The sequence below is a fragment of the Sphingobacteriaceae bacterium GW460-11-11-14-LB5 genome (assembly GCA_002151545.1).
GTDB lineage: Bacteria > Bacteroidota > Bacteroidia > Sphingobacteriales > Sphingobacteriaceae > Pedobacter.
The window spans coordinates 5114557-5128280 of sequence record CP021237.1 but is presented as its reverse complement, the minus strand read 5'-3'; the positions used below and the strand labels follow the sequence as shown (position 1 = coordinate 5128280).

Annotated in this window: 18 protein-coding genes; all 18 read right to left on the bottom strand. The window is 49.1% G+C overall.

The window, feature by feature from the left end; genetic code table 11:
• Positions 1–3 precede the first annotated feature (3 nt).
• The 18 genes from CA265_20755 to CA265_20670 all read right to left on the bottom strand — a co-directional run bounded on the left by CA265_20755 (position 4) and on the right by CA265_20670 (position 13619).
• Positions 4–1212, bottom strand: a complete 1209-nt coding sequence (locus CA265_20755; protein ID ARS41952.1) for a hypothetical protein — start codon at positions 1210–1212, stop codon at positions 4–6.
• Positions 1213–1214: 2 nt separating this feature from the next.
• Positions 1215–1442, bottom strand: a complete 228-nt coding sequence (locus tag CA265_20750; protein ARS41951.1) for a hypothetical protein — start codon at positions 1440–1442, stop codon at positions 1215–1217.
• Positions 1443–1605: 163 nt separating this feature from the next.
• Complete coding sequence (locus CA265_20745) at positions 1606–2223, bottom strand: conjugative transposon protein TraK (protein ARS43078.1); 618 nt, start codon at positions 2221–2223, stop codon at positions 1606–1608.
• A gap of 3 nt (positions 2224–2226) precedes the next feature.
• On the bottom strand, positions 2227–3369 hold the full coding sequence (locus CA265_20740; GenBank protein ARS41950.1) for a plasmid transfer protein: 1143 nt from the start codon (positions 3367–3369) through the stop codon (positions 2227–2229).
• Between the two features lie 13 nt (positions 3370–3382).
• On the bottom strand, positions 3383–4162 hold the full coding sequence (locus CA265_20735) for a hypothetical protein (protein ARS41949.1): 780 nt from the start codon (positions 4160–4162) through the stop codon (positions 3383–3385).
• Between the two features lie 5 nt (positions 4163–4167).
• A complete protein-coding gene (locus CA265_20730; protein ID ARS41948.1) occupies positions 4168–4833 on the bottom strand; it encodes a hypothetical protein in 666 nt (221 codons plus the stop codon).
• Positions 4830–5486, bottom strand: a complete 657-nt coding sequence (locus tag CA265_20725; GenBank protein ARS41947.1) for a hypothetical protein — start codon at positions 5484–5486, stop codon at positions 4830–4832. The genes CA265_20730 and CA265_20725 overlap by 4 nt, the downstream gene beginning before the upstream one ends.
• Entirely contained in the window at positions 5483–6145 is a 663-nt protein-coding gene (locus CA265_20720) for a hypothetical protein (GenBank protein ARS41946.1), read from the bottom strand. Before CA265_20720 ends, CA265_20725 begins: the two co-directional genes overlap by 4 nt.
• 5 nt (positions 6146–6150) lie before the next feature.
• Positions 6151–8601, bottom strand: coding sequence for a conjugal transfer protein TraG (locus CA265_20715; protein ID ARS41945.1), 2451 nt, complete (start codon positions 8599–8601; stop codon positions 6151–6153).
• Entirely contained in the window at positions 8573–8878 is a 306-nt protein-coding gene (locus CA265_20710) for a DUF4133 domain-containing protein (protein ID ARS41944.1), read from the bottom strand. Before CA265_20710 ends, CA265_20715 begins: the two co-directional genes overlap by 29 nt.
• On the bottom strand, positions 8878–9189 hold the full coding sequence (locus CA265_20705) for a conjugal transfer protein (protein ID ARS41943.1): 312 nt from the start codon (positions 9187–9189) through the stop codon (positions 8878–8880). The genes CA265_20710 and CA265_20705 overlap by 1 nt, the downstream gene beginning before the upstream one ends.
• Positions 9190–9222: 33 nt before the next feature.
• Positions 9223–9525 (bottom strand): plasmid transfer protein, encoded by a 303-nt coding sequence (locus CA265_20700; protein ID ARS41942.1) that lies wholly within the window; start codon positions 9523–9525, stop codon positions 9223–9225.
• An 11-nt stretch (positions 9526–9536) separates the two neighbouring features.
• A complete protein-coding gene (locus tag CA265_20695; GenBank protein ARS41941.1) occupies positions 9537–9869 on the bottom strand; it encodes a hypothetical protein in 333 nt (110 codons plus the stop codon).
• Positions 9866–10246 carry a hypothetical protein gene (locus CA265_20690; protein ARS41940.1) on the bottom strand — a complete coding sequence of 127 codons (381 nt, stop codon included), beginning with the start codon at positions 10244–10246 and terminating at the stop codon, positions 9866–9868. The genes CA265_20695 and CA265_20690 overlap by 4 nt, the downstream gene beginning before the upstream one ends.
• Positions 10243–10878, bottom strand: coding sequence for a hypothetical protein (locus CA265_20685; protein ARS41939.1), 636 nt, complete (start codon positions 10876–10878; stop codon positions 10243–10245). Before CA265_20685 ends, CA265_20690 begins: the two co-directional genes overlap by 4 nt.
• A gap of 58 nt (positions 10879–10936) precedes the next feature.
• The gene (locus tag CA265_20680; protein ARS41938.1) at positions 10937–11968 is read right to left on the bottom strand and encodes a hypothetical protein; all 1032 of its coding nucleotides are present in this window, start codon (positions 11966–11968) and stop codon (positions 10937–10939) included.
• Positions 11969–12109: 141 nt separating this feature from the next.
• On the bottom strand, positions 12110–13057 hold the full coding sequence (locus CA265_20675; GenBank protein ID ARS41937.1) for a molybdopterin-guanine dinucleotide biosynthesis protein MobB: 948 nt from the start codon (positions 13055–13057) through the stop codon (positions 12110–12112).
• 10 nt (positions 13058–13067) lie between these two features.
• A complete protein-coding gene (locus CA265_20670; protein ID ARS41936.1) occupies positions 13068–13619 on the bottom strand; it encodes a hypothetical protein in 552 nt (183 codons plus the stop codon).
• Between the last annotated feature and the right edge of the window lie 105 nt (positions 13620–13724).

Below are 13724 nucleotides of genomic sequence, written 5' to 3'. Positions count from 1 at the left end.
TCTTTATTGCAATTGGTTCTGTTTTGATTTGAGTTCATTGGGGTCTATCAAATAGACCATGGTATTGTACTTGAGCTTGGCCTTATTGGAACGGATCAGTTTGTTTACCGCGGTAGTAGTGGACTGGAACATCTTGCCCAGTACCCCCATCACCAATTGGTTATTGTTTTCCGATTGTTCGAGGTTGATCCCAGAAACCGAAGAGCCGCCAAGGTCTCTGGTAAATTCCCGAAAGGCAGACGCGGGAACATAAATGCCTGGCAGGCCGTCGTTGTCGTAGATGTCCAGTTTTACCGGAAAAATCTCTCCGGAAACAAACACGCTGTTCACCGAAAGCAGCACGCGCTGGCCAGAGAATCCGGAGATCACCGCATATAGGAACATACCCTTATTGACCAGTCTTTTACCGATGAGCATATCGTCCAGTAGCCTGATGCGGAGCCTAGAGGCCGAGAATCCGGTAATGTCCTGATCGATCACCGCAGACAGCGGGGTTTGGAATTTTTCCGGCATCACGGTGTTAAAGGCGCCGTCCCCATTTTCTGCTTTTCTCACCGCCAGTGGTTTAACAGGTGGAGATATGGCTTTTAGCGAGGCCAAACGTTCCCTTTCTTTTTTTGCCCTGAACTCTGGGTCATTCGCCTTTCCCATGCTGTCTACCAGTGCCATTTGTTGACGGAATAACTGCATGGGATCTGACTGCGTTTGCAGTGGCAGTTTTTCCCTTTTCGGATTCTGGGGGGCATTTAACTTGGAAAGCGCCAGTGCCAATGCCCTGTCCTGGTCAAGTTTGGAATAGGATGCGCGGCTAGGGATTTTGGTAGACTGAGTTTGTCTTGCTGCGGTATTACCGGCCACGGGAGAAAACCTCCGCTTCATGGCCTCATCAATGGAATCCAGCATACGTTTTTCGCGTTCATTGTAAAGGCTTCCCGGAGTGGTGACGGTCAGGTTCTCTTCAGCTATGCCCCCCACAGCAGTATAGCCATCACCCTTTTTGAACTTGTCCCTAAAGGCGTCGAGCTTATCCGATAGGCCCTCTTTCTGGACTTTTTCAGAGACCTGGGCAATCTGGGTCTGAAGGGAATCTCCTCCGGCCACTTTTACCGTTTCCTTACCCGGCCCAGATTTATAGGCGTAAAAAAGGAGACAGATAAAGGGCAAAAGTACCAGTGGCAGTACATACCTTGGTTTTTTAACATCTATTTTCATCTTTATTTTTTGCTTGAGGTTAATTGCCTGATTTCATTTAGCATCATTGAAAAGCGGATGCTGTCCGCTCTGGTAAGCGAATCCTTTTTCGATAGTGCCTGAAGTTCGGTCTGCAGCGCCATTATCCGCTGGAGCTTGTCGATGGTCGATCCTATATTTCCCGCACTGGAGCCTGCCACCTTTACGGGGCTAACTACGTTTTTGGTGTAGACCGGGTCTTCCAGTCGCATGATGCTAAAGCAGAGCACCATGGATCCGGCCATCAAAAAAACCATCAGGGCATATATCTTTTTGGGATGCCGCTGGCAGAGACAGCGAAAGCGACATCCTAGCACAGACAGTCTAGAGCCAAATGCCTCCATCATCGCTGCCCCAAGTCCTGTGGCAGGGTTTTTAGAATGAATTTTTCTGAACATTTTCTTTGTCTTTATTTTCTAGGGTTTTCCATCTGGTGATCAGCACCGCATGGGGATTGTTTTCGCTCCGCTGTTCCAGGTCCTGCAGATAGCCTTCGGTCACCAGCGAACGGGTAACAACAGAGCTCCTGCGGTCTATCTTCTGGGTGCCGTAATAGCGGAAATATTTCCGGTGCTCATCCAGGAAAATAGAATCAGTGCGGATGGTCAGCACGGCAGAAGAAGAAAGGATGGAGCTGAAAAAACTGCGTTCCTTTAAGTTCGCGTATTGCATCGCGCCACTTTCATCAACTAGGTACATGGCCTGCTTCATCTGGTATTCGATGAACTTTTCATCAGGAGTAAGCGAAAAGAACAGCGAATGGAACCGTGCGATATCGGCCTTATATTCCGCGGCCCTGTTCACCATGATATCGGTCTGTTTAGCAGCCACCGGAATCTGTCCATCGGATAAAATGTAGATGCTCTTTCGCGCCTCGCTTACCTGCCTGAAGGCAAAAAACGAAACGGTCGCGCTGATGGAAAAAGAGAGCAGGAAACTGGCCAGGCACAGAAAACTGGCCAGGCGGATCTTGGATTCAATGTTTTTGATGATCATCTAATGTCCTCCCCCCATTGCCCCAGCTGCCATTCTTCCCATAGTCGACGCGCCACGTCCCATTGAACTTGCGGCAGAACTGATACCCGAGGTGGAAACAATCCAGGTGGAAATGCTCGGAACGGTCAGCATCGTAAGGGCCCCGATGACAAAGGTGCCCACGACGATCCCAAAGGAAAGTAGCCCATTACCTGCGAATACGCTTAGTTTTTCCATGTCCGCGCCCGAGGTTCCCACCAGTTCCTGATAACGGGTAATCTCGGCCTCCATCGCATAATGCTGAAATAACGAGGCCACGTACATCACAAGGTAAGCGATGCCCGAATACAGGTTTACCGAAATAAACCGGGCAATCCAGGTAGTAAAGGAATCCCTGAATGCGGGAAGGATACTCACCGCCACCGAAAACGGACCTAGGATAATCAGTATCGTAGAAAAGATGATCTGGATGATAAATATTACGTACACCGCAATCCGCAGTATCCAGATCGCAAGGGTTTCTACCAAAGAAGTGGCCAGTAGCTGGAGCCCAACCTGCAGGCGGTTGCGCATTTCGACAATGGGGTTCCATACCTCGCTAAAGCCTTCCTTTACAGAAGATTTTACCGACTCCCAAGCGTTTTCGTACCAGGTATCGGCTTCCTGTTTGGCCGTTTCGGTCTGCGCCTGAACGGTCAGCAACTGGTCGGCCAGTTCCACCATCAGCTTTGCCCTTTGGATGCGCAGGTCATTGACCACCGTCTGGCTACCGTCGAACATCGCCTCGGTCTTTGCCGCAACTAGGTCCGTCGGATACGCCACCACCCGGGTAAAGGTCGGCCACCATAAGATTACCATCACCAGCGCAAAGGGACGCAGTAGCGGCATGACCTCCAGTTTCTTGTCGCCAGAGATCATCTCATAGCTTTTGATCGCAAAGAAAATGAGCATAAAAATCGCGCAAAGCGCCTGCGCATCGGCAATGAAGGCATCGTAATGCGTCCATATTGTGTTCTTCATTTCCTTTAAAAAGTGCATCGTGCCTTCCTCGTAGACCCCATTTCCCTGAAGGAAATTAAAGGTATCCCGAAACGAATCGGGAACATCAACGGGAGCAGATTGCACAAAAAAGCCGGCAGTGCCGGCGAATAGCTTATCTAGCATAACAGAATAAAATTTAGAGTTTGGATGCCTTTAGGATATCTTCGGCAATCTGCTTGTCGGTCTTTTTGCCCGAAGACTGCTTTAGCGGCACATTGTTTTTCTTTACCGCCTGGTTTTTATCGCGCAAAGAAAGGTAAAGCTTTGCCCTTTGTTTTTTGTCCTCCCAGGTGGCCTTTAGTTTTCGGTATTCTTCTAGCATCCGGTGATAGGCCAATATCCTGGAACCCCTGTCCATAGTAGTATTCCGTGCAGCCTGCAGGCGTTCCAAAAGCGCATGGGATTCTTCAACGAACCAGCCATAGGCGCCAGAAGAGACCAGGTAATCTTTTTCCCTTGGGCTTAGCCCGGCTAGAACCTGCGAATCCTCATTAGAGATCAGCGGCTCAAACTCCCTGCTATAGAACAGGATCCAAAGAGGGTCTACCGAAGAAACAGCCCCTGCGTAGTTCAGCAATTCTGTTGTAGCAAGGCCCCTGATCGTATCGGCCTGAAGTTTATAGGCATTATCAGTAGACTGCATGGCAGCGACTAGCGCCAGCCGCTGGGTCTGGGGACCTATAGGCCCCAAGGGACGCAGGTCAGTATCTGGATAATTGGGATGCAGTGCCCAGGTGATCCAGTACTCCGGGTTGAGCCATAAAAAGCCAGGGGTCGGGGTAAAAAGGTCTTCGTCCCACTGTTTGAACACCATGCGTTCCTGCTGGTGGGTGATATGTTTGTCGCGGATCTTCTTTTGGGAAAAGACCGGAACGGCCAGTGGCAATAGCGCCAGGAGCAAAAGCAGTTTTTTCATAAGGTTTAGTTTTTAAGTAGATTGTACTTTCTGATAATCTCGTCCACCAGCCATTTATCCTGGTTGATATAAAAACGAAATGGATTGGCCGTTTTTAGAATGCCATTTACCCGCGCCCAGTACATGGATTTTTTCATGCTGAATACCAGTGCCCGCATGACGCGGAGCTCCAGGGCAATCTTTTTCAATAGCGCATCGCGCTTTTCAAAATCCATCAGCACATTTTCTCCCTCCTTTAGCACAAATGAGGAAACTTCCGTAGCAAGCCTTACGCCCCTGTCCTTGAGCTGCCTTGCTACATCTTCGGCAAAAAGCAAAAGCGCAGGGTTGTCCCTAGCCATTTGGACCAGTTCGTTGCTTTCACTAAATATATCATCACAGATTTCCCCAATCTGCCTTACCGCAATGGCATGGCGTAGCGCTCCGTCCACCTGCGCAAGGGAGCTTAAGATCATGTTCTGCACGAGCACAACAGAAGAAAGGTTGACGTTGATATCGTTCAGCCGGTTGTTGATGGTATTCAGGTAGGAGTTGTGGGTATTTTCAGCGGCCAGTCTTACCGCTCCGTTTTCGTTCACGATGTTAAAATGGTTCCTGTCAAAAACTACCCGCTGGCCAAAGCCTGAAATTGCCAAGGCCAGTAGAAAAGGTAAAATAATGTTCTTCATCATTGGCCAAGTTGTTTTGCGCGTTCCATGATCTTATCGATAATCGCTTTGTCCTGGTTGATAAACCCTGAAAAAGGGTTAAGCGAATCCATCGCCTTTTTTCTACTGGCATAGGAAAGTGTCGATGCAAGTCCCCTTGATGCTCCTGAAATGGCCCTAAGTTCAGTTACCACAAATGAGAACAGCATTTTCCTATCAGCAGACTTCATCTGGTTGAGGTCACCCGCTACAAGGGCCAGGCCATACAGGTAGTTCAATAACCTATAGGCACGGTCGCCGATATCCGCTTCGGTTTCAACGGCAAGTGGCAATAACAGCGGCTGGGAACTACAGATGTCAAAGATGATTCCCTGTTGCACAATAATGTCCGATACAATCGGGTAAGCTTCTAGTCCAATTTGTGCTGTGGAAATCGCAAGCCCCAAAGTCTTAAAACGGCTCTGGATATCTCTGTACTTTTCCTTTAGCCTGGTGAGCGCAGTTTTGTTTACCGATTCGTTAGTTGTCGTCAGGCCCTGGTTGGTCCGTGCCTCCGCCTGCCTCTGGTGTTCGGATTTGCTTTCGGCAACAAGTTGGTGCAGTAGCTCAACGTTCAACTGCGCTGCTGAGGGAAATACTAATCCCAACAGCAGCAGTATCATAAGCAATCTTCTCATGGTTTAAGCATTTTCATGTTCCTGATGATATCATCTGCAATGCGCTTATCGATATTGATAAACCCTGAGTAGGGATTCAGCGAATTCCAAAATCCCCTTTGCTGCGCCCAGTACATGCAGCGGTACATCCCGTATGCGACCCCTTGCAGTATGGTCAGTTCGGTCACGATCCGGTTCAACAGTTTTGCCCGCTCGCCCGAGTCCATCAGCGCCTCCTTTCCACTTTTCAGCACAAAAGAGCTTACCTCTACTGCCAGATTGGTGGCCCTTGATTTGAATTCACGCGCACCGCCCTCTGCAAAAAGCAATAGCGCTGGGTTCTGCTGGGCAATGCCAATGGCCTTGTTCACGTCGGTTACTATATCTTCAGAAATCTCATAGATATCCTGAACGGCAAGTAGCGAGCGCATGATCCCAGAAACCTCAGAAAGCCCCTTATAGATGGTAGCCTGAAGGTCGTTTACGATCACCAGTTGCCCGGTCACCGCCAGTTGTCCGCGCTGTATCAGCGTGAGGTTGTCATTGGTTTTGTTCAGTTGCCCGTTGATCACAGAGGAATGTACCGCCATGGCCCCAGCTGTTGTGGGATCCACGTAAATCTGTCCGCGGCAGATGCCTTGCGCTAAAACGAGCGCTAACATAATGATCAGTCTGTACATAATAATTATTGAATGTTAAGTTTTGAGTTTACCTGTGCAACGAACGCGGGCAGGCTGAGGCCGGAAGCTTCTAGGTCTTTTACCATAGCCGAAATGGCATCAAAATAGTTGCCCAGCCTTTCCACATAGGTTTCCAGTGCATTTTTTTCCGGCTTTTCGGTAGTGAAGGCAAGGTGGTGGTACATGCTCACTTCTACGCCATATACCTCACCAACCGTTCCCCTTCGGATATAGAACTCATTGAACCTGGAGCGGCCTTCCCGGTTATCCAGCCGATTGATGGTGAGGATCTTGCGCAACTCGATGTCGCTGATCGAAAGCAGTTCGGCAACCTTTCTAAGGTCGGCCTCCTTCTGCTGGAGCAGGATGACGGTATCAGAATTATTGATGATACTGTCCTTTATAATGGGATTTCCCATAATGTCGCCAACTTCCTGGGTGACCTCAATGATCTCTCCCCAGAATTTCCTTACCGTTTTGTTCAGGTACAATAGAAAATGGCTCATCAGCGGCGAAGAGATTGCACGCCAGGCTTCTTCCAAGATCAGCGCCTTGCGGCGGCTGGTACGATGGCGCATCTTCTGGATAAATAGATCCATGATAATGAGCGTAACGATGGGAAAAAGCACCTTGTTTTCCTGCACCGCGTCGATTTCATAGACAATGAAAGGTTCGCTGAAAAGCGACTGGTCGGCTGCGTCGTTCAAAATGGTATCAAATTCTCCGCCCCGGTAGAACTTTTTCAGTACGAAGCGGAATTCTTCCAGGTCAAACGGAATCTGCTCCTGCTGCTTGATATCCGGGATCTTTTTCAATGCAAATTCATAAAACGAGTTAAAGTCGAGCTGTTCCACACTTGGCAAGGGCTGCCCGAAATAATCCCCATAGTAGGCCGAAATCACCTGCGCGATCACGTCGCGTTCAATCGTACTCACGCTGCCATCGGCCCCCTTCCATAACAGGCAGATCAGGGTAATCAGAAAATCCTTTTTTTCAATGTTGTATTCGGATTCCTCGATAGAAAAGGGATTCATCGTGATCGGCTTTTCTTCCGAATAGGTGATGTACTTTCCGCCATAGGTACCGCAAAGACCGGAGTAGGAATGACCAACATCTACAATCACCACGTCCATATTGTAGCCAAGGTACTGCTGGACAATGTTATTAACGCAATAGCTCTTTCCCGTTCCCGACCCGCCTAAAATGAAGCGGTTTCTATTTTTTAGCCGTCCGGTCTGCATGGGCAGATCGGAGATATCAATGGCAACCGGAGTACCCTGGCGGTCGGTGAAGTACAGCAGGAAATCCGAGGGATCGTCGGTGATCAGCGATTCCTTGAAGAAAAAGCACAGTGCAGCATCGGCGGTAGTCAAAAACCAGTCGTACTTCTTCAGCTCTATCCCGTTTCCCGGCATTGCGCAGCGGAACAGTTCAAGCTGGTTATAGGCGTTTCTAGAAGGGATAATGCCCTGCTGGAAAAGCGATGCTTCGATGAAGTTTACCGCCTTGCCGATCTTTTCCCTGTCGGCTGCAACAATAATGGAGTAATGCGCATGAACCAACAGCTGGTTATCCCTGGCCACGTCCGAGAGCAGCCGGTCGATATCCTCTACGCATAACAGGTTCGCTGGATCTGGAATCCCAGAATGGCGTTTGCGCTTGAGCGTCAGTTTTTGCAGAGTCATCTGCTGCGCGGGGATTTCGATCAGCTGGTTATAAATGATTGAGCTGTAACCGGGCACGTTGAACAAAAAAGTGAGGTTATCGGCTGGAAAATCCTTTACCCCCTTGATATCCTGCCTAAAGGTAAATGGGGCTACCTTTTCCGGAAGGTCAATGGAATCGGTATTGATCAGGCTGATGCATTTAACTGCCCTGGGGCCAATGAACAGTTGTTCATCGCTGCAGCGCAGGTTATCAAGCGCTAGGCTGGGACTTGCAAACTCCATCCCAAGGATCCTTGTCACATAGTGGTTGATTTCGGTTTCCTCGAGGTATATTGGACGAAGTCCAGCGCCAGTGAACAGGTCAAAAAGCTTTTCGATGCAATGGGCAAAATCCGCAAGTATCTTTTTATCATAGGTGTAAAAGGCCTTGCGCTTTACCTGGCGGGTCACCACAAAGTAGGTCCTTAGTTCGGTAAATTCCCTGCCGGAAAAATGTTCATGGTATTTCTTTTGCAAAAATCCCTTTTCCGCTCTTCCCTTGTACTGCTTTCTTATAAATACATCCTGCTTTTGGATGATGTGCCCTTCGCCCAGGATCTTAATGGCGTTGAGCATAATGTTCTGGAACCCTGCATAGCTTTCCCCATCAGCGCAGTACTGCAGCACCGGGTTGGATACCTGCATCACCACCGAAAAATCCCCGCCCGATCCGTACAGCAGCGCGAGGTCCCCGTAACGGTCGATGCCTGCAAAGGGCAGCTCAAATGCTGTTTTCTTTTCTTTTTGCATGGCTTAGCTTTAGGTTAGTGGGATGGATAAATATGCCCCTGCTGCGGGTCTTGTCGTGAAGGCCGTTCTTCTGTTTCTGGAAAGTAAAAAACAGTCCGCCTGCAATAGTGGCGATTGTGATAAAGCCTCCGGCATACATGCCAAATAGTGCGCCCGATAGGCCGCCCAGTACCAGCGCTGCTGCTAGCGAGCCGATCCCATAGTAGATGAATTTTCCCTTGAAACCGCGATATACAAGGGGCAGATCGAGCCCCTTGTATATGGAAAAACTTTGCATCAAACCCCAAAGAACGCCTTGATGAATACCGAAACCAGTACCAAAAAAAGGCAGGAGCCGCCCCAGCCCATGATATCCTTGTTGATATCCTGGTCGCCAGAGTTCCATTTGATGTACACGCGCACGCCCCCTATGATCCCGACAACGGCACCAATGGCAAGGGTGAGCGTGGAAATCGGATCCACGTAACTGGTAAGCGAAGAGGTGGCGGCATTGATGCCGGTCGTACCGCCAGCGGTCTGCGCAAAAGAATGCCCCGCTAAAACCATAGCGAGGCCAAGAGAAAACAGTTTTTTCTGTTTTGCTGTCATAAAATAAATGGTGTTAAAGAATAAAAATTAAAATCAAAGGCCGAACAGCCCTTTTAGAAAAGTGCCCACCAGAGCAAGGAACAGGCAGGAAAAAAACCAGGCCATTACCTGCGCATCGATGTGGTGCCTGCCCGATTGCCAGTTGGTATAGACGCGCAGTCCACCAATCAGCCCCGCAATGGCGCCCAGCACCAGTACCAGGTCAGAAAGCGCAAAGTACCAGTGGCGGACCTCGGAGGAGGCCTGGTAAAAATCCGAGATACCTGGCTGGCCATAGCCAAATAATGGAAGCAGTAGGCTCAGCCATAAGATAAAAAAACAAGTAAAGCGGCGCATAAACCCAGGTGCTAATAGGAAATGGCCTTGGTATATTCGATCAGGTCATCTTTGGCCAGTTCAAACAGCTGCTTCAGGCTCGCCGTCCCGCTGGAAATCAGTCCCGATGAGGTAAAAGGATTTCCACTAGGAGGCTCAGGTTCAACCGCATCACTTGCAACCTGTAAGCCTTCCTTTGCCGGAATGATCAGTTCGGGTTCATCCCCCGTAAAATGCAGCACCCCTTCATCTTCGTGGCTGGGCTTTGGCCGATCTCCAGAGTTCAATAGGTCAAATACCAGGTTCAGCCCATAGTAGGCAAAATAGATCCCGATCAGGATCATCATAAATTCAGTCCAGTTCATAGTTCATTTTCTGTTTTTGTAAGTAGTTCCCTCACGTAGCCGTGCAGCCAGTGGTGGTCGGAAAGAAATTTGGAAAAGGCAAATACAATGACCTTGGTCATATCGATATCGCGGGTAAACTTCAGCTGCTTTAGTAGTTTCATGCTGGCAGGGTCAAGCCTGATCATGATTTTCTGGCTGCCTACCATCCGAAAGGCGGAAATCTGCTCAAAAAAATCGTGGATCTGGCTTTCAGAAACCTCGCCGCCAACAATTTTATTAGGCGAAGATTTCGGTTTCGCAACATGTTCCCGCACCGACTTCTCCGCAGGCTCAGAAGCGACTTCCGCCCTGATTTTTTCCCTGATCTCATCGGCAATCGATCTGATCTTGCTCACCGCAGGTTCCCTTTCATGATGTAGGATTCAAACACCAGGTCAAGCACTGGAATAACTACTGGCAGCAGGGAAAGCGGAATGTGAGAAGTGGTCAGTCGCTGAAAGTCCACCCGGTCACTGATCGCTGGTAATATGGTGCCGAACTTCCTTAGCGCATTGTCCACCTCCAGTTTGGTTTCATATTTCACGGTGGTCTTGATGCGGTTGGGAATGAAAAGCATACCTTTGGTGAGATTTAGCTTGGCACACACCATTGCAAAAAGCAGCGTGGAATCCACCGAAAACTCATCGTAGTTGAAAGGGCAAAGGATCAGGTCCGCAGAAAGGATAACCGGGATCAGACCATCGTCGTCCATTTTTCCCGGCATATCGATAATGATCAGTTCATCCATATTTGCCTTTAGCGTAGAGAAAACAGCGGGATAGATTTTCAGGTCGCAGGGGATGACTTCATACAGTGGCTCGCTTTCCGGGACTTTGGCTTTTTCGGCCTTGGCTGAAATTGAGGCCTGATAGTCCATGTCCAGTACCGTTACCTTTTTCTTTCTTACCAGCGAAAGGTAGTTTGCCAGTAGCAGCGTGAGCGTACTTTTTCCCGCCCCGCCCTTCTGGTTTCCGAGTAGTATGACCATAGTAATTGTGATTAAAATTTGAAAAGCAGCAGATCAGGGAACTCAAATCACACCCTTATCAGCAGGCAGCCTCAATTGATGCGATCGTGCGGAAAATGTCGAGCGCTACCTGCGGAACGATGGCATTGCCGTAGGCCCTTATGCTTTCCTCCCGCCATTTCGGAAAGGTAATTCCGTCCAGTCCAGGGGAAAACCCATCATCTCCGCTACAAAACGCGGACTGAGTTGGCCAGTTTTCCCAGTTGGGAATACCGAATCCCCCAGTTGCGGAAGCGCCCGGTGCAGCCTGCCCAGGAAAGAAGCTGGCGATTCTCCCGCACTGCTCTGACCAGGTTTCAAGGATGCCCTTATCGTAAGGTAGACCAGAAAATCCGTCAGCGAAATCTGCCCGCCATTTCCCTTTTCGTTTCTTCTCGATTTCAGCGGCATGCCCGCCCTGGCCGTCCGGATTGTTGCCTTTATCGAGGTTATCTCCGAGGCCGTCGGCGTGGGCAACAAACCAGACCCGGTTTCTCGCGTGCGGGGCACCAACACCAGCAGCCGGAACACACAGAATGACTGGTGTGCCGTCCTTAAGCTGGGGAAGTAGGTATCCTGCTGCACGGATTTCTGAGATGATACTGGCGATGACCCTTCGCTGCAGTCGGATGATCGTACGGTTTGGTACCTGGTCGAGATCCTCACAAAAAAGCTCGACCTCTTTGATTTCCACCTTAGAAAGACTTCCGGGCTCGAGAATACTGAACAGTCCAGATACGTTTTCAAGAACAATCCATTTGGGCCTTGCTTCCTTAATAATTCGCACAGTCTGCGGGAAGAGGTAGCGGTCATCCTGCGTGCCCTTTCTCCGCCCGGACTGGCTGAAGGGCTGACAGGGAAAGCCTCCGGAGATGATGTCGATTGATCGGTGATACTGAGCTGCGCTGAATTGGAAGATGTCGTCATAATGAGCTGTGTTTGGCCAGTAATAGTGTAATAGTTGTCGGCAGAATGGATGTTTCTCGCAGGAGAAAACATTTTGCCAGCCCACCCAGCTGGCGGCGATATCAAAACCGCCGATCCCGATGAACAGGCTTCCGTGTTTAAGCATAGGCAATGGGTTAAAGGGTGAATGGATATTGGTTAGAATGAAGTGCACAAAGCACCAAGTAGACAAGCAGGTTATAGTGGCAATTAATAAAACGGAATACGCGAAGGTTCGCGCAACAAGCAAATACACATCCGAAAACACCTACCTGGTATTGGTCCGGGCTTTTCTTTTGCGATGGCGGTTCCTGCCCAGAATGGCTTCATCGTCAATGTCATCGGAGATATCAATCGAGAATTCGTTCAGCAAAGGCAAGTATTCCACCACCTCGATGTCCAAATCTTCGCCCAAATTTTCTGATAGATGAATCTCACGTTCTTCGCCCAAGGAAGATGTCGGCAACACGAGATCTGGTTCCAAACTGCGTGCGGCCATTTCGGTGCGCTCGGACAAGCTGCCGTTCTTCTGCGTATTGGCAAAGGCCAGGGTTTCTTTCAGCTGCCTATCAAAGCCAAAGAGTTCATCAAAAACCGATTCCCCGCTCTGCTTGAAAGCCAGCCGGTCAAACTGCCCCATCTTTTTGGAATGTTCGATGTTTTTTCCCCTAGAGGTATTCTGCGGAGAAAGCTTGATCCTATTGCTTATATCTTTTCGGCTTACGATCACCTGAATGTGCATCTGCTCGCCATCCTTTCGTTCGCCACGTTTTTTCTCGCCATTTTTTACTTCCCGGTCAGTGTGGGAATAGTAGCGGTAGTCTTCCAGTTTCCCATACCATAGCAGGTCCTTTCGCCCAGTGATGCCATCGCGCTTAAAGTTTCGGGCATATTCGTCCATTACATTAGAAGTAAACTTTTTGAGTTCTTCTCTAGCGCCATCCCTTCCAAACCGTTCCAGCAGAAAAGCAACCTCCTTTTTGCTCGGTGAGATATTGATGAGAAAGAACTTTGGATCGTTTCTTCCGAGCTTGGCCACATTATCATCGATCCTTCTCATGACCTCATAGGCCGAAATGTCTGAGCGCACTGCATTGAACCAAAGTTCCTGCTTCGCTTTTTTAGCCGTCCGGTTTTCTTTTTCAAGGTAATGTACAAGCGTCACACTGCTACCTTTGTTCTCCGCTTCTTTTTTATCGGTAATACTGATGAACATACATAACGGGTTAGAGCATTCGTACCTGGTCTTTGATCCTGGAGCCAAGTTCCTGTTTTTCCTTTGCCGAAGCCCTTTGCCCCAGAGATTCCCTTGCCAACAAATATTCCTCAAACAAAAATAGGAACTGCGCTTTTAGCACATCGACATCTTTTGTCTTTTTCAATAGCTGCCCGAGCGTTTTTTCCATCACACCAATGGCAGAACCTTGCGACTTCTGTCCGCCGAGCAACAGTGCATTGTGCTTTAAGATTTCCGAATTGAACCGCTCGATGATATCACGCTGGGACCTGGAAACCCTGTCCACCTCCGCCTTGATCGGAACGAGCAACATATTTTCCTGCGCACGGATAAAGCTAATGTACTGCTGGTGGTTTTTCACCAGCGAATTTTTTAGCAGCTCATCGTTTAAGTCGACCGGGTCCTTTTTGCTCTTATAGAAATAATCCACCATCTGGACAAACAGCAATCGCTTGGTTCGGCCAAGCTTTCTGGCAACCTTCTCAAATTTTTCGTCCACTGCAACGGTAAACCTTACCGAGCGGATATTCAGATCTTCCATACCGCCAACTGAAAAAAACGCTTAAATAAATCCAAAGGTTCCCGCACAGGTTCCCGATTTCTCCCCCGACTAGCGCGAAAGCGCGGACAAGTATCCCCGGAGGAT